The sequence below is a fragment of the Formosa sp. F44 genome, assembly GCF_056238645.1.
Genome location: NZ_JBWDLJ010000008.1, coordinates 1 through 16268 on the forward strand (window position 1 = coordinate 1; position 16268 = coordinate 16268).

A 16268-nucleotide genomic window follows, 5' to 3' on the forward strand; every position below is an offset into this window, starting at 1 on the left:
TGTCAATTCAATATGTTAATGAACTTATTTCTCTTTTTATTTCTTAACTCGTTTCCTCGTTAAGCGGGTGCAAATATAAAACCCTTTTTTTAATCTCACAATGTTTTTTTGAAGTTTTTATTTAGACTCGTTTTTAAAACGCTTCTAACTCCATTAAAACAATCTGTAAAGAACTTTATTTTCTAAAAACGTTGCCGTTTTTAGCGGGTGCAAACTTACACCCTTTTTTGTTACTAACAAATCTTTTTTATCTTTTTTTGAAACTAATCTAAATCCGATAAATACGACTCTGTTAATGAACGTGTTGCCTAACTAAACTACCGTAGTTGTGTCGCTAAGCGGGTGCAAATATACCACCTTTTATTTCTATATAACTAATTTATTTACGGTTTATTTTGAAATAAATCGTAAATAATAGGTTACTAGATAGTTAAAACTCAAATTAATTTAAAGCGTCTAATGATCTATCCTGCTGCCGTACATATTCATTACTATAAACAAAGCATTATTGCTTAAAATAAAGCGGTCTTCTATATAATTAAAACTCCTATCCCCTTCCATATAATGACACAACGCGATTGATATATTCTAAATAGCATCATTATACTTATTAAACATATCGTTTTAGATTTATAATATACAAGCTAATCTTAAACTATAGCACTTTAAAATAAACTTCATCTCTTTATAGGTATATCATTACATTCAATACAACAATTAATATCGTCTATAAAGAATAACAAAGGACTTACATACCTTATATATTAAAGAACACCACAGGAGGATTACATTATTACAACAGCTGTATGTATTACAAAGAGTAAGGTCTTTAATAAGCTACGTATAAAACTATACCTATATAACAAGAGTAGACCGAAATGAATAACCACTTCCATGTCGTTATCCATTCTTCCTATTTCCGAATTTCACATGATCCCATCTTTGCTGGATTATCATCTAAAACCCCTACGGCAAAACCTTCTCATAAAAAAAGAGCTCTCAATTCTGAAAACTCTTAGTTCTATATTATATTATTATTGACTCGCAACTTTTACTCAAAGTGCATAGCAACCACACTTACATAAAGAAGTTCCAAACTATTCCAAAGCGAATCGTTAAATCACGGTACGGATAGTTAGGCGCCGAATAATAATCGTATCCAGTTAATGGTGCATTAAAATGCTCGACTTTAAAATAGATACGTGTTTGCTGAATTTTTGCATTCAAGAAGAAATCTAGTCTAGGAAAGTTTCCATACTCGCGATCTGTCTGCACATAGAATTCTGCTAATAACGGATCGTATGCATTCATATAATAATCGCTAAAATAATTAAGTGTTACTCCCGTTTCCAAAAGCAAGGCCTTGCTAAAAAATTCGTTTCTATAATATAAAGTATTGCGTGTAATAAACTCAGGCATATTCATGACCTGTTTATCGTCTTGTACATTTTGATACATTATAGAGTTATCTAAAGCAAAATTTCCAAATCTAATCTCTTTATCTAAACGTACTCTTAAATACGTAATAGTCTCACTGTTCTGAAATGGTTTAACTCCACCTTCATCATCTTTAGCAAAATAGGCATAATCACTGACCGTAGAATAATCAACTGTTAGATTTAACAACTTATCAGATTCTACCTTAAAACTTAATTGTTGTGTTTTTTCTGTACTAAAATTAGTCTGCCAATTGTAGTTTAAATAATCACTTTGATACAATAAAAAATTATAGTTAGGTTGCGACGCATTATGATTAATTTCTGCACTCACCAATATATCATCTGTGAACTGATACCCTGCCTTCCCCGTAAAATAGTTCCCCGCAAAGTCTCCTGTAACATTTAAGCCAGCATCACCGTAAATATCGAATCCGCCAAAAGTGTTATGGTATTTACCACCAATGCCTACAATATTACCTTTAATACGGTTGGTAATATGTTCGCCTTCCAAAATTACAATCTGGTCGTAACCATAGTTGTAGTTATCGTGACTTACATTAAATTGTAAGTCTCCCAAAAGCCTATTACTATAGTTTACCTGAAACTCGTTATAAAAATTTTCGAGTGAAGCACGATCGCTTAAGCTTGATGTTTTAAACGAATCACCAAAATAATCGCTTGCCGAAATTTGATTAAATTGATAAGACTGATCATCGAACGACATAATATGATTTACATTTAAACTATGATTGGCCAAAGAATCGCTTGGTTTAACGATATAATATCTATGATCTAAATGAAAACGTTTCGCTTTTAAAACATTATCGGCATCTTCAAAATTTACATCGAACACACCACGATCTAAAAATTCAGGATCACCAGATTCGAAATAGCCCATACCTTCGGTAGTTAAACCACCGTTTTCTTCATTAGAAATATCTTGTGCTAGAAAATGAATTTTAGCAATGTAACGCTCACTCTTAGTTTTATAATTGGTAGTAAACTCGAAATCCCCAGAACTGGCAAGAATATGCTGATACTGCCCTAAAGATCGTAATCCTTTATAAGAAATAGAAAAGTTAAATTGTTCTGAAGTATTTACCGTAAAAAATCCCTGAGCAACCTGTCCTTGTTTAAATCCGGTTTTATAAAACAACTCGGTTAATGGTGTTGGCACCTGGTAATATTTAATATCCTCTACTGTTCTATACGAAAAAGACTTAGCTCTTGCTCCTAAAAGAGGCATGAGACGTTGCGACTTAAAATCGTAACTCAACGTGTTATACGTCTGCCCCATGTTAGAAAATGCCATGAGATTGAAGTTGTCTTTTCTTAAATCATTAAATTTATATTCTTTTTGAATCGACAAGGTGGTATCTACATAAGTCGTATCGTTTAAATTAGACACAATTAGATATTGTTCTATTTTAGCGACTTTATCTTTACCTTCTTTAGTCTTTGAAGTATCTATAGATTTAAAAGTTAACTCCTTTTGATTTGCAGCATCGTCTCTTTCTGTTCGATTTCCTCCACTTAGATTTTCAATTTGAGAATATGTTAGCTGAGTAAAACACAACAAAAAGAATGACAGAATGATTTGCTTCATAATTATTTTTTAGACCTTGCAAAGGTAAATACAAAATATGATATCAGTATATAACAAAACTATAATTTAAATGCTTGCTCTTAACTATTCAGAATATGAGTTTGAATGTGGTACAGATGAGGCTGGACGTGGTTGTTTGGCTGGTCCCGTTACAGCGGCCGCAGTTATTTTACCTAAAACATTTAAAAACTCCATATTAAACGACTCCAAACAATTATCAGAAAAAAAGCGTGATTTACTAAAACCTATGATAGAACTTGAAGCGGTTAGTTACGGCGTTGCACATGTTTTCCCGGATAAAATTGATGAAATAAATATTTTAAACGCATCCATACATGCCATGCAATTAGCGATTGCAAAACTAAAACCAAAACCAGAATTTATTAGCGTAGATGGTAATCGCTTTAAACCGTATTTAGATATTCCGCACGAGACTATAATTAAAGGAGACGGCAAGTATTTAAATATAGCCGCCGCTTCTATTTTAGCAAAAACGTATCGCGATATTTATATGAATATGATTCATGAAGAATTTCCAATGTATAATTGGAAACAGAATAAGGGCTACCCGACCAAAGAACATCGTGCAGCTATAAAAAAATACGGACCAACTAAATACCACCGATTATCTTTTAGATTACTCCCTGTTCAGTTAAAACTAGAAGTATAACTTCCTATATTTGTAAAAAAAAATTCATTTATGAGAGTGCTTTTCTTAGCCCTATTTTTAAGTCTATTCCTAATAAGTTGCGATACGAGCACAACCACGCATCATAGTCTAATTGAATTTGTTCCTGAAGAGGCTTCAACTTTAATTAAAACGAACAATATTGAAGATTTAAAGAGCAGTTTAACCAACAACGATTTAATTCAGGAGTTTAATACAACTCCGTTTTACAAGTCTCTAGAAGACATTTTAAAAAACACCACTGCTTTTAAACCAAAAGCAGAAACACTTTTTTGCTTTTCAAAAGATCAAGCAGACAGTTCTCAGGTTACCATAATTACCAAATACTCACCAGACCTTTTTAAATTCGACTCGTTATCGAAACCAAAACAGGAACATATAAAGTTTAATAATACCACAATTACGAAAACTGTCCTGCAAACAAAGACATTGTTTAGCACTATAGTAGATAGTGTATTTATAGGTTCTACTTCAAAAAAAATTATAGAAAACAGTCTGAATGTAAAACCTGTAAGCGCCGAACTTAAAAGAATATATAACACGACTGCTACTGAAAAAACATTTGCCGTAATTTTAGATACGGAACATATAAAAGAATCGACCTTGTTTTTTAGCTCTGATTCTATTCCGCTTCAAAATTTCACCAAATATATTGCCTTAGATACAGATATTACTCAGGATCAAATTACGTTAAACGGAATTACAAAAGCACCAGATTCTACAAATCAACTTATTAATATTTTCAAGAATACGACGCCTCAAGAAAACAAAATGGCGCAAATTACTCCAGAAGATAGTGACGGATTTATGAGTTTTACCTACCAAGACTTTAGCAACCTACAAGCCAATCTCGTGGCATTAAACAACCAAGATCCACCAGAAACAAGTTTATTTAATAACACCGATGAAATTGGAGTAATATATAATAAGGACAAACGTGCTATTGTTTTACACAGTTTAGATCATATGGCAACCGATGAAGCCTTGCTAGATTCTCAGGAAGTGTTAGAAGAGTTTCGCCAGATAGAAATTAAAAAATTTGAATATCCAGATTGGTTTGCACAGATTTTTCATCCTTTAATCAAAACAAAATCTGTTTCATTTTATGCGGTATTAGATTCGTTTTTTGTCTTTGCTGATGATTTAGAGACGCTTCAAAACATCATTATTGCATTTCAGAATAATTCAACATTAAATAAACGCGATTTTTATCAGAGTATTACAGAAGACTTAAGCGATGCCTCTTCCTTAATGTTGGTAGGAAATTCTAATCTGTTGGGCGATGTTTTAGCATCTAATTTTAAAACAACAACTAAGATAAAAACCAGTGATTATAGAATTTCTGCCATACAATATATATACGATCATAATTTTGCACATTTAAATGCGGTGATCAAAAAGACAAGAACTAAGGTTAAAGAAAACTCGGTGAGCCAGGAACTGAATATAAAACTGGATGCCGCGCTATTAAATAGTCCGCAGTTTGTAACCAATCATATTTCTGGCGACAAGGAAATTGTGGTTCAAGATGTAAAAAACAACCTTTACTTAATCTCTAATAAAGGTAAAGTACTTTGGAAAAAACAATTAGGAGAAGCTGTTATTGGCGAAATCTCGCAAATAGATATGTATAAAAATGGCCGACTTCAGTTGGCATTTACTACAGCTCATCATTTGTATGTTGTAGATCGTAATGGAAAAGATGCTAACCCCTTCCCTATTAATTTTAAAGATCAGGTTACGCAACCTTTGGCCGTGTTCGATTACGACAATAATAAAAAGTACAGATTATTGGTTATACAAGATCAAGGCGTGTTAATGTACGACGCCTTAGGAAAAACGGTTAACGGTTTTAACTTTAAAAAGGCGAGCCAAACCATTATACATAAACCACAACATTTTAGAGTACGCGGTAAAGATTATCTTGTTTTTAAAACTACCGACAAACTTTACATTTTAAGCAGAACAGGTCAGGTACGTGTTACGCCTAAATCTTCTTTTACGTATTCTAACGAAGCCGTTTATATTTATAATAATAAGTTTACTACAACTACAGATACTGGAGATTTAATCCTTATAGATACAAACGGAAAAGTCTCGAGCGAAAATTTAAATCTGGGTAAAAACCATCATATAGACGCAACCACGCGAACTATGATAACGCAATCCGAAAACAAACTAACCATTAGAGATAAAACTCTAGAATTAGATTTTGGAAGCTATACCCCTGCTAAATTGTTTTTAATAAACAATAAGATATACGTTACAACAACAGATTTACAAGCTCAGAAAATTTATGTCTTCGATAGCCAAGGAGAAGAAATTTCTAATTTCCCGGTTTATGGAACAAGTGCAATAGACATGGCGAATCTGGATAAGGATAAGCCATTAGAGGCGGTAACCAAAGGAAACGACAACGCTATAATTATTTATCAGATTAATTAAAACACATCCTAATTAACAGCTTGATTTTATTATTAAAACTGAAGCTATTTTAGTACTATTGCAACCCTTAATTTTTTAGATTAGAACACCATGATAAAACGTAACATTGCCACGATTTCGAAATTTATAATTCATAAAGTTGGAAATAAATTTAACGACACCAAAAATGCTTTTTCAGAGAATGAAATACAATTTGACGAAGCGAGTTACGATTTAATGTTGCCATTTTTATTAAGGCCATTCGGATCTGTGGTGCAGAGTCATCGTTTTAATCATCATGCCAATATTAAACTGAACGAGATAAACACGTATGCCGCGGATATTTTTGCAGACGAAAGTAATTTTGTCGACGTATCGAAAAACATTGTAAAGCATTTATACGAGCAATCTAACTCTGTACAAATTAAAACAGGCGATGTAATTGTTGCCGTTTTTGAGGGTATCGAGTTTAACGAAATCGTAACCAATGCTGTGGGTATCTTTAAAATTGAAAATAAATCTAATTTCTTTCAAACCTATTTAGAAGGCAATAGTTACGACGTTGCTGTACAACAAGGAATAAATACTAAGAAAGTAGATAAAGGCTGTTTGATTTTAAATCAGACTGATGCTGAAGGCCCAATTGTGTTAACTGTAGACAACAATAATTACGATGCGCAATATTGGATAAATAACTTCTTAAATATAAAATATGCTAACGATTTTAATTCGCATACCCAGAATTACATCGAGCTATGTAAAGAATTTTCTACCGAAATTTTAAAAACCAGTTACGGAAACCAAGAGCAAAATATTTTTCTAGCAAAAACAGTAGACTATTTTAAAGAGCACGAATTTGTAAATATCGAAACTTTTAAAGAGGAAGTCTTTCAAGACGACAATCATAAAACACTTTTCGACGATTACAAAAAGTCTTTTGAAGGCGAACAGGATTTACTTATACTAAATCAGTTTGATGTTGCCGAACCTGTTGTAAAAAAGCAAAAGGCGAAAATAAAAACAGAAATTAAGTTAGATACTCAAATACAAATTAAACTAGATATTGATGCGCCAGATGCAGCAAGCGAATATTTAGAGCGTGGTTTCGACGAAGAAAAAAAAATGTACTATTATAAGGTATTCTTTAATACTGAAGGATAATACATTTTAGCCCAAAAGTATTTAACTTTGCCTCTGTAATAAGGCAAGCGCATTTAAAAACAAATTCCACCCTATTAACACTAACAGTTGCATTAAAACAACAGACTAAAAGCATAATAAAATGACACAAGAAGAATTTTTAGAAAAAAATGTATTTGCTGGATTAACAAAGATTGAAGAAAATAATGGTGATTATTATTTTTCTGAAGAAGATTTTTCTGAAGTCTTAAAACAGTCTGAACATTTTGGAATTGCTATATACGATATAAAAACCATGTTTAATGGTGAAGAGCATAAAACCATAAACCACGATATGTTTAGAAAAAAAGCTACCGATGTAAATTGGTATAAAAGAGAATTTAGCCATTTAAAACGCGAACAAGAAGGTATGCAGTACGCTGCAACTTATAAAGTTTCTAAGAAATTATTGGCGAGATAAATATTTAAATCTCATTCTAAACTTTATATTTAGAATGAGATTTAGATTCGTCTATTTATTGTATAACAAATTCCGATTCAAAAAGCGTACTAAAGTGCTTTTTCAGTTTTGTTCTTACCTCTTCCTCATCCACTTCTTTTATACCTAATTCTACATTAAGAGACGTTACAGCTTTCCCGCGTATACCACAAGGAATAATATTATCGAAATACCCCAAATTAGCATTTACATTTAAAGCAAAACCATGCATCGTTACCCAACGGCTAGCACGCACACCCATGGCACAAATTTTTCTAGCAAACGGTGTCCCAACATCTAACCACACCCCTGTCTCACCTGGACTACGTTCGGATTTTAAACCATAATCGTTTAAAGTTAAAATAATAACCTCTTCTAAGAAGCGTAAATATTTATGTATATCAGTAAAAAAATTATCCAAATCCAAAATGGGATATCCTACAATTTGTCCTGGACCATGATAGGTAATGTCGCCGCCTCGATTTATCTTGTAAAACGTGGCGTCTTTTTCTTTTAACTGTTCCTCGTTAAGTAACATATTAGACATATGGCCACTTTTCCCCAATGTATACACATGCGGGTGCTCTACAAACAAGAAGTAATTAGGCGTTGGAATTGTAGTCTCCTCTCTCCTATTCTTAATTTTTATATCGACGATTTGTTTAAATAATTCTTCTTGATAATCCCAAGTGTCTTTATAATCTTTTAAACCTAAATCTTGTAATTGGACTGTCTTATTCAATGGGTAAATATTTAATTTTTTAAAACGACTTTAAAATTCATTAATTCCGAATTTTTAATCATTTCTATGTAGTTCTGCGTAAGCGTCACTGTTTTCTTGTCTTTACTAATTAAGGCATCCTTATTAGAAACCGATTTTATTTTTTTCGGGAAATGATAAACAAATGTATAGGTCATGGCTTTCATGGTTTCTTCACCTTCTCCCATCATACTCATTTCTTTGTCTAATTTAGCAATAGCTTCTTCCGAAGGTTCATAACCAGCTTTAAGCGTTCTTGAAAACCGCTTCCCATCAAAGGAAAAATCGATATGTTTAAGCATATCGTTAACCGAATTCGCTACTGCGCTACCATCCATTTTAGAAAACTGAGGACTTCCTTTAGTATGAAACGATTTTGCTTTATCTATATTTTCTAAGATTTCCGGAAACTCGTTTATAGATGTAAAAGCGGAACCAAAACCAAGGTTAAAAACATCTGTTTCGTAATTAGATTGCACACGCATCATCATAGATTCTAAAGACTTTAAATCGTCTTGTTCCTCTTGCGTTAACTTCAAAATACTATCGGACTTCTCCTTTAAAATATCTTTAAAATATATTATACTATCTACTTTTGGCTCTTTTTTATAAGCCTCTTCATTGCCTCCTATTTTTTTGATGGCAACCATAGCTTCACTCATATCGTAATTCATGAGAAACTCTCCAGAACCATCTGGATGAAACGTGATTTCTTCGGTATAATTACAACTGGTTAAAATAAAAGCTGAAAGGCAAATAAGGACTAAAAGAAAACGAGGCATTTGTAATGTATTATAAAAAATTATTATGCGTGCAAAGATACAACTTTATCGGTTCGGGCGATTTGAGAAGGCCTGAAGAAGTCTCATAAATAAAACACAATTATAGCTTAGACTCATGTTAAGGATGCCAGACAGCTTATAAAAAATGTTATTCCTCTTCTAATACAACTTCTACACTTAAACTTTCAGGGTTTGTAACGTAGTCTTTAAAGCTTAATTCGGCAGTAAAACTTTTATGATCTTCACTAAACATGGCATTTTTTAAGGAGACCGATTTAATCTTTTTCGGGAAATGATAATTTAACGTATATGTAGATGCTGCGAGAATCATTTCCGAATCTCCTAAACTATCTTTTGTAGCTTCTAAAAGCTCACGATCTACCACCTTTACGGTACGTTTAAAAATATTTTTCTTGTATGTATAATGTACTTCTGTACCTTCTGCCACTCCCATATTACCAGCAGGACTAGTCTTAGCAGCGCCCTTATCATTTAACTCATTTGCCTTGCTAAGTACCTTATACATATCTTCTAGCTCGTCTACATCTTTAAATTCAGTATTAATATCGATTACCATTTTTTTAGTATTCGGATCCATTAACATATGCATTTTAAAATTCTCTAGAGCTTTCAATTGTTTTTGTTCTGCTTCAGACAATGTTGCAATACTATCTTTCTTGGCTTCTAAATAATCTTTAAAAACAATTGTAGAATCTAAAACTACATCTCCGGTTTCTCCCATGCTATCTGCTCCCATTTGCATAAGTTGGGAACCATCAAAAGAAAAAGACATATCGCCGCTTCCATCCTCTTTTATATGTATAGTTTCAGAAAACTTACAACTACTTAATACAAGTAATAGTATACAAACGCTTAATACATAGATTTTTTTCATGGCTAGATTCATTTTTTTCAAGGCAAAGATAACTTACTTATGAATAAAACATGGCCTCATTTTATTGTAATGACGCCATAACCATTAAAATCACTGAAATCAGGGGGCGTAAAAAACAGCTCCGGAATTAGCGCTTTGGATTATTTAAAATGACTAATGCTGCGATAACTCCAGGAACCCAACCACAAAGCCACAGTAGAAATACAATAAGTACCGATCCACATCCCTTACCTATTACAGCCAAGGGTGGGCAAATTATTGAAAGTAAAACTCTCCAAATGCTCATTTTAATTGATTTTATTTTGATTGATGATGTATTATTAAGACGCTCTAAATTTGAAATTGTTACACTTTAAAAAATCTATGTGGTATTTCGATAATATTATATTGATAGTGTTACCAATAGTAATTATCTTTGTGCGTTAAAAATTAAACATAACAACTTAATATGTCGCAATTATCAGAGCAAGAAATCGTAAGAAGAGAAAAGCTGACTAAACTTCGTGAGTTAGGAATTAATCCTTATCCAGCAGACCTTTATCCGTTAACCCACACAAGTAAACAGGTTAAAACCGATTTTGAAGAAGGCAAGAAGGTGATAATTGCCGGACGATTAATGTCACGTAGAATACAGGGAAACGCCAGTTTTGCAGAAGTGCAAGACAGCGAAGGCCGTATTCAGGTCTATTTTAATCGTGATGAAATTTGTACAGGAGAAGACAAAACCAAGTACAACACTATTTACAAAAAATTATTAGATATAGGAGACTTCGTAGGTATTGAAGGTGAATTATTTACCACCAAAGTAGGCGAAAAAACCATCATGGTAAGAGACTTTACTATTTTAAGTAAATCGTTACGTCCGTTACCTCAACCTCGTGTAGATACCGAAGGAAAAGTACACGATGCTTTTACAGATCCAGAACAACGTTACAGACAACGATATGCAGATTTAGTAGTAAACCCGCATGTAAAAGAAGTATTTATTAAACGTACCAAGTTATTTAACGCGATGCGTAGCTTCTTTAACGAATCTGGTTATTTTGAAGTTGAAACTCCTGTTTTACAACCTATTCCTGGAGGTGCAGCAGCGCGTCCATTTATTACACACCACAATAGTCTAGACATTCCATTATACATGCGAATTGCTAACGAATTATACCTAAAACGTTTAATTGTTGGTGGTTTTGATGGTGTTTATGAGTTTTCTAAAAACTTCCGTAACGAAGGAATGGACAGAACTCACAATCCAGAATTTACAGCGATGGAAATTTATGTGTCTTACAAAGATTACAACTGGATGATGGATTTCTGTGAGAAATTATTAGAACATTGTGCAATTGCTGTAAACGGAACTACAAAAGCAACTTTCGGGAAACACGAAATAGACTTTAAAGCACCGTACGCTCGTGTAACCATGGCAGATTCTATTAAGCACTTTACAGGATTTGATATTACTGGTAAAACAGAAGCTGAAATTCGTGAAGCCGCTAAAAACTTAGGTATCCAAGTTGACGAAACTATGGGTAAAGGAAAACTGATTGATGAGATCTTTGGTGAAAAATGTGAAGGAAACTACATACAGCCAACGTACATTACAGATTACCCTAAAGAGATGAGTCCGCTTTGTAAAGAGCATAGAGACAATCCAGAATTAACTGAGCGTTTCGAGTTAATGGTTTGTGGTAAAGAAATTGCAAATGCATATTCAGAACTTAACGACCCTATAGACCAACGTGAACGTTTTGAGCACCAATTAAAATTAGCTCAAAAAGGAGACGACGAGGCTACAGAATTTATAGACTACGACTTCTTACGTGCTCTAGAATATGGTATGCCTCCTACATCTGGAATGGGAATTGGTATGGACCGTTTAATCATGTTCTTAACCAACAACCAATCAATTCAAGAAGTACTATTTTTTCCTCAAATGAGACCTGAGAAAAAACAAGTAGAGATGTCTGAAGACGAAAAATCTGTATTTAACATTTTAAAATCAAATTCACCTATAGATTTAAATGTCTTAAAGACACAATCTCTATTAAGCAATAAAAAATGGGATAAAACAATTAAAGGATTAACTAAATTAGGAATAGCTAAAGTAGAAAAAACCGACGACGGGTTGTTTGTTGCTCTTAATGAATAAAAGCATGATTCAACTTATCTTTAAATATAAAGCAAAAGCATACCTATTATTTTGGTATGCTTTTTTATTACTCATTCATTTTGTATTAAAAGATAGAGTCCCACCGCTTATTTTCTTCTTTTATGCGTGTCCATTAATTATAATTATCGCTTATGGATTTCTAGTTTCGCTTTGTTTATATAAACACAAGATGCTATGCATAGCATTATTGTGCCTAAACAGTTTATTAGTCGTATACTGGTTTAATAACTACCATTACACTAACGAAAACCCGACCATAAATCAGAAAACTAGCTCACATTCAATTTTTTATTGGAATATATCGCGACCAGATCACTTGCCGTTAGATATTATTTTTGAAAGTATAAAATCTTACAAGCCTGAAATTGTTGTTTTAGTTGAAGCCAAAGACATCTCTAAAACAGATATGGAAACCTTCAGAAATCATTATCCTACATATCAAATACAACAATTAAAAGGCGAAATGTTTATAGCTGTTAATGGCGAAATTCATGCTACCCATTATAAAGACGTTTCAAGAGGCTCTAAATCTAACTTAGTCAGTGCGACTATAAACAACAAATCTGTTTCCATACTTGTTACAGATTTATTAGCAAATCCAGCGCTTTCTAAGAAAGAAGATTTAACTAAACTACTAGCCACGGCAGAATCTAATCAGGTCGATTTTATAGTTGGCGATTTTAACACACCATATATAAGTTATTTTTTTAACGCTTTTAAAACTCAGTTCGAAAGTTTCCACGAGTACAATACAGGATATACCGGTACCTGGCCAAGAACTTTTCCTATACTAGAAATCGATCATATTTGGCTAAATAAAAAATGGCAACCAATCACACTACACAAAGAATTTCACTCTAATTCGGACCATGGTTTCTTAATTGGTACCTATCAAATGAAGTTATAATTTCAGGTTTAATAATTTACTTGAAACTATTAAAATGTGTTAAAATTTCAATTACAATTAAACCTAATTACAAAGCCTAGGTCTTAATAGCATAATTTTTTAACATAAATATCATGAAAAAAATAATGCTTTTAGCTTTAGTATTTATTTCTATAAATGCTTTTGCGCAAGAAAAAAAAGGGGACCATCAAAGAAAAAATCAGAAAGAAATGCACATGCAGAAATCTGACCTTACTCCCGAACAACAAGCAACACTTTTAACGAAACGACTGACATTAAAGTTAGATCTTTCTGAAACGCAACAAAAGGAAATTTACGACTTAAATGTAACTCAGGCTTTTGATAGGCTAGCAGATCGCGAAGCTATGAAAAAAGCTAAAGAAACAGGGAAGAAACCTACAGAACAAGAACGCTACGATAGAATGGTTGAAAGACTAGACAAACAGATTTTAATAAAAAATCAGATGAAAAGTATCTTAAAGAGCGACCAATATGCGGTTTGGGAAAAAGACATGAGCCAGCATAAAAGAAGAGGACAAAAACGTGGAGAGAAAGCGGAAAACGGACCAGAACGTGAAAGACGAAGCTAATCGATACGCATAACATTAAAAACGGGCAAATCTTAATAGGTTTGCCCGTTTTTATGTCTGTTAAGTATTACAGTATTTAGTTTAGAAAATTTAATAAATTATTTCTCACTGCATAGGTAACTAGACCTACTACATTTTTAGATTCTGTTTTAAGCAGTAAATTATTACGATGCCCTTCTACCGTACGCGGACTAATACATAATATATCAGCAATTTCGGAAGTATTGAACTGTTTACAAATTAACTCTAAGACTTCTAATTCCCGGCTGGTTAAATACGATTTATCAAAATCACATTTCACATGTTTTCCTTTATGCATAAAATCGTTGTGAATTAGCTTCATAACTTCATTAGAGTAGCAAAATCCAGAATGATACACTTCCTTTACGGCACTTATTAATTCCGCAGGTTTTACATTCTTAGGTAAAAAACAAGACACGCCTAAATGAATCATATTTAAAATACAAGGCTTAGAATTATAACTGGTTAAAGCCACAATCTTTAAATCCGGGAATTCTTTATGAATAATTTTAGTTGCTTCTACTCCATTAAGTTCCGGCATATTTAAGTCTGTTAATACCACATCTGGAAGTTTAGATGTCCTTAAATACGCAATTAATTCCTTACCGTTTGAGGCCTGATAATCCACAACCAATTCCTCATCACGTTCCAAAAGGAAGCAAATGCCTTTTCTAAATAACTGTACATCGTCGGCTAAAACAACGTGTATGGGAGTAGATTCCATTTTCTTTACATTAACTATAATAAAGACTTTATTGCCTATAATTTTGTTACACTATTTAATTCTTATCTCTTGAACATCTACAAGAACGTGATATATTAAAAATCTAAGTATGGTAACACTTGCTATTAATTGTTAGAAAGAACCTTTTAAAAGCTAAGATAGTAGGTTTACTATATATTTAAAAACTAATTGTATGACACACTTAAAAACACGTATAAACACCTAGAAATAAATAAGAAATTTCTGCGTATAAGAAATTAAAAGTGAATACTACCTTTAATCACAAACCTTTTAGAATTACAATAAAAGCCGTTACTGAATATATGGAATATCAATCAAACTCGGAGATATTTACAAAAAAACAGCCCCTTTAATATTACAAACCTAAAACCAAGAGCACATTCGTAGGTAAAAACACCTATTTGATATTCTCGTACTTATCCTCTAAAAAAAAGAGATGTATCGTTCTAAATTTGATTTAAATGAATTAGTAATCTTTAAAATTTGGAAATCATGAAAAATCTCACTGCTCTATTATTTAGTTTGTTTTTAATAAACAACTTCTATGCACAAATTATCGAATCGCCTTTGGCTTTTAATACGGAATCGTCTGTAGCCATACAGCAGACCAAAGATTTGGCCGCTTTAACACACGTAAATACGTCTAAAAAATCTATTAAAACAACAGGAGTAAATGCTACCTATATTAATAGCTCTGTTTTTACCGATAATGCTATGTATGTTAAAATTTTGCAACAACAAGCCGCTTTATACGACGTAAAAAAGGCGAAAAACTACAAGCCAAAAACGAAATCTAGTTACGATGTGTTGTTTAATACTACACGAGGAACGATGACAGTAACCTATGATGATTCAGGAAAAATTATATCATCTAAGGAACAGTACACCAATGTCGCTTTACCTAAAGCAGTTATAGAAAATATTATGAAAACGTATCCAGAATGGAGATTTAACACCAACATATGCTCTATAGATTATAAACAAGATACAGGTCACGTTAGCACGTATAGAGTAAAAATATCTAATGGCAACCAATCTAAAACCATTAAAGCTGATGGTAAAGGAAACCTCATCTAAACCTTGTTGTTATAATTCTCCCCTATAAGATTCTTATTCAGTTCTAGACTAAAATTAAAAACAGCTACTTATGAAACGTATAGTATTTGGTGTATTACTTTTACTACTTAGCAGTTACACTATAAAAGCCCAAATAAACACCACAATGGTAGAAAAAGAATTTGTCAATTCGGAAAGTCTGAATGTAAAAGCTGTCTATACCGCAAGTGACAATAAGCGCTCTGAAGCTGATTATATAATTATAAAATCTGATTTTGAAATTCCTGTTAGTTATGAGTCCTCTGTGCGTTCGTCGTCAAATCATAATTCCAAATCTAAATTAAACATCGCCTCAGAAGATTTAAATGCTATCAACCACAGTTTATTTCGCTTACAATCGTTTTCTATTTTTACAATTGTAGATTTAAGCAGTTTACAAGTTGCGACCAATTTAGATGATATTAATTATGTGAGTCCAGATTTAAAAAAATTACTCCCTCAGGGCTTTAATCCTTATTTAGGTATGATTCAGGAGACCTTCAATTTAACTTCCCCATTCAAAAATTAAAA

At 32.6% G+C, this 16268-nt stretch carries 15 protein-coding genes; 9 read left to right on the plus strand and 6 right to left on the minus strand.

Annotated features, from left to right (window positions below; genetic code table 11):
• Positions 1-1077 precede the first annotated feature (1077 nt).
• On the minus strand, positions 1078-3045 hold the full coding sequence (locus AC0UBM_RS17560) for a putative porin (protein WP_475689514.1): 1968 nt from the start codon (positions 3043-3045) through the stop codon (positions 1078-1080).
• 70 nt (positions 3046-3115) lie between these two features.
• Here AC0UBM_RS17560 and AC0UBM_RS17565 point away from each other — a divergent pair, with 70 nt between their 5' ends.
• The 4 genes from AC0UBM_RS17565 to AC0UBM_RS17580 all read left to right on the plus strand — a co-directional run bounded on the left by AC0UBM_RS17565 (position 3116) and on the right by AC0UBM_RS17580 (position 7757).
• On the plus strand, positions 3116-3715 hold the full coding sequence (locus AC0UBM_RS17565) for a ribonuclease HII (RefSeq protein WP_475689515.1): 600 nt from the start codon (positions 3116-3118) through the stop codon (positions 3713-3715).
• A 30-nt stretch (positions 3716-3745) separates the two neighbouring features.
• The gene (locus tag AC0UBM_RS17570; protein ID WP_475689516.1) at positions 3746-6178 is read left to right on the plus strand and encodes a ribonuclease HII; all 2433 of its coding nucleotides are present in this window, start codon (positions 3746-3748) and stop codon (positions 6176-6178) included.
• A 90-nt stretch (positions 6179-6268) separates the two neighbouring features.
• Positions 6269-7318 carry a nucleoid-associated protein gene (locus tag AC0UBM_RS17575; RefSeq protein ID WP_414035139.1) on the plus strand — a complete coding sequence of 350 codons (1050 nt, stop codon included), beginning with the start codon at positions 6269-6271 and terminating at the stop codon, positions 7316-7318.
• Between the two features lie 121 nt (positions 7319-7439).
• The gene (locus tag AC0UBM_RS17580) at positions 7440-7757 is read left to right on the plus strand and encodes a hypothetical protein (RefSeq protein WP_414035138.1); all 318 of its coding nucleotides are present in this window, start codon (positions 7440-7442) and stop codon (positions 7755-7757) included.
• Positions 7758-7812: 55 nt separating this feature from the next.
• Here AC0UBM_RS17580 and lipB read toward each other — a convergent pair whose 3' ends face one another.
• The 4 genes from lipB to AC0UBM_RS17600 form a co-directional block, all read right to left on the minus strand.
• Positions 7813-8517: a lipoyl(octanoyl) transferase LipB gene (gene lipB, locus AC0UBM_RS17585; RefSeq protein WP_475689517.1), complete on the minus strand. Its 705-nt coding sequence runs from the start codon at positions 8515-8517 to the stop codon at positions 7813-7815.
• A gap of 11 nt (positions 8518-8528) precedes the next feature.
• Positions 8529-9317 (minus strand): hypothetical protein, encoded by a 789-nt coding sequence (locus tag AC0UBM_RS17590; RefSeq protein ID WP_475689518.1) that lies wholly within the window; start codon positions 9315-9317, stop codon positions 8529-8531.
• Between the two features lie 148 nt (positions 9318-9465).
• A complete protein-coding gene (locus AC0UBM_RS17595; protein ID WP_475689519.1) occupies positions 9466-10212 on the minus strand; it encodes a hypothetical protein in 747 nt (248 codons plus the stop codon).
• A 127-nt stretch (positions 10213-10339) separates the two neighbouring features.
• On the minus strand, positions 10340-10498 hold the full coding sequence (locus AC0UBM_RS17600) for a YqaE/Pmp3 family membrane protein (RefSeq protein ID WP_084817547.1): 159 nt from the start codon (positions 10496-10498) through the stop codon (positions 10340-10342).
• Positions 10499-10660: 162 nt separating this feature from the next.
• Between AC0UBM_RS17600 and lysS the strand changes: the two genes are divergently transcribed.
• The 3 genes from lysS (at position 10661) to AC0UBM_RS17615 (ending at position 13876) form a co-directional block, all read left to right on the plus strand.
• Entirely contained in the window at positions 10661-12358 is a 1698-nt protein-coding gene (gene lysS, locus AC0UBM_RS17605) for a lysine--tRNA ligase (RefSeq protein WP_475689520.1), read from the plus strand.
• A 4-nt stretch (positions 12359-12362) separates the two neighbouring features.
• Positions 12363-13286, plus strand: a complete 924-nt coding sequence (locus AC0UBM_RS17610; protein ID WP_475689521.1) for an endonuclease/exonuclease/phosphatase family protein — start codon at positions 12363-12365, stop codon at positions 13284-13286.
• A 113-nt stretch (positions 13287-13399) separates the two neighbouring features.
• Positions 13400-13876: a hypothetical protein gene (locus AC0UBM_RS17615; protein WP_475689522.1), complete on the plus strand. Its 477-nt coding sequence runs from the start codon at positions 13400-13402 to the stop codon at positions 13874-13876.
• A gap of 76 nt (positions 13877-13952) precedes the next feature.
• Here AC0UBM_RS17615 and AC0UBM_RS17620 read toward each other — a convergent pair whose 3' ends face one another.
• Entirely contained in the window at positions 13953-14621 is a 669-nt protein-coding gene (locus tag AC0UBM_RS17620; RefSeq protein WP_475689523.1) for a response regulator, read from the minus strand.
• Positions 14622-15134: 513 nt separating this feature from the next.
• Between AC0UBM_RS17620 and AC0UBM_RS17625 the strand changes: the two genes are divergently transcribed.
• Together AC0UBM_RS17625 and AC0UBM_RS17630 are read left to right on the plus strand one after the other, a co-directional pair.
• A complete protein-coding gene (locus AC0UBM_RS17625; RefSeq protein ID WP_475689524.1) occupies positions 15135-15719 on the plus strand; it encodes a hypothetical protein in 585 nt (194 codons plus the stop codon).
• A gap of 70 nt (positions 15720-15789) precedes the next feature.
• Positions 15790-16266 (plus strand): hypothetical protein, encoded by a 477-nt coding sequence (locus AC0UBM_RS17630; protein WP_475689525.1) that lies wholly within the window; start codon positions 15790-15792, stop codon positions 16264-16266.
• The last annotated feature ends 2 nt before the right edge of the window (positions 16267-16268 follow it).

Excerpts from the sequence above, each read along its gene's own strand:
- AC0UBM_RS17560 (WP_475689514.1), bottom strand. The coding sequence starts at position 3,045 with ATGAAGCAAATCATTCTGTCATTCTTTTTGTTGTGTTTTACTCAGCTA.
- AC0UBM_RS17565 (WP_475689515.1), top strand. The coding sequence starts at position 3,116 with ATGCTTGCTCTTAACTATTCAGAATATGAGTTTGAATGTGGTACAGAT.
- AC0UBM_RS17570 (WP_475689516.1), top strand. The coding sequence starts at position 3,746 with ATGAGAGTGCTTTTCTTAGCCCTATTTTTAAGTCTATTCCTAATAAGT.
- AC0UBM_RS17575 (WP_414035139.1), top strand. The coding sequence starts at position 6,269 with ATGATAAAACGTAACATTGCCACGATTTCGAAATTTATAATTCATAAA.
- AC0UBM_RS17580 (WP_414035138.1), top strand. The coding sequence starts at position 7,440 with ATGACACAAGAAGAATTTTTAGAAAAAAATGTATTTGCTGGATTAACA.
- AC0UBM_RS17590 (WP_475689518.1), bottom strand. The coding sequence starts at position 9,317 with ATGCCTCGTTTTCTTTTAGTCCTTATTTGCCTTTCAGCTTTTATTTTA.
- AC0UBM_RS17595 (WP_475689519.1), bottom strand. The coding sequence starts at position 10,212 with ATGAAAAAAATCTATGTATTAAGCGTTTGTATACTATTACTTGTATTA.
- AC0UBM_RS17600 (WP_084817547.1), bottom strand. The coding sequence starts at position 10,498 with ATGAGCATTTGGAGAGTTTTACTTTCAATAATTTGCCCACCCTTGGCT.
- lysS (WP_475689520.1), top strand. The coding sequence starts at position 10,661 with ATGTCGCAATTATCAGAGCAAGAAATCGTAAGAAGAGAAAAGCTGACT.
- AC0UBM_RS17610 (WP_475689521.1), top strand. The coding sequence starts at position 12,363 with ATGATTCAACTTATCTTTAAATATAAAGCAAAAGCATACCTATTATTT.
- AC0UBM_RS17615 (WP_475689522.1), top strand. The coding sequence starts at position 13,400 with ATGAAAAAAATAATGCTTTTAGCTTTAGTATTTATTTCTATAAATGCT.
- AC0UBM_RS17620 (WP_475689523.1), bottom strand. The coding sequence starts at position 14,621 with ATGGAATCTACTCCCATACACGTTGTTTTAGCCGACGATGTACAGTTA.
- AC0UBM_RS17625 (WP_475689524.1), top strand. The coding sequence starts at position 15,135 with ATGAAAAATCTCACTGCTCTATTATTTAGTTTGTTTTTAATAAACAAC.
- AC0UBM_RS17630 (WP_475689525.1), top strand. The coding sequence starts at position 15,790 with ATGAAACGTATAGTATTTGGTGTATTACTTTTACTACTTAGCAGTTAC.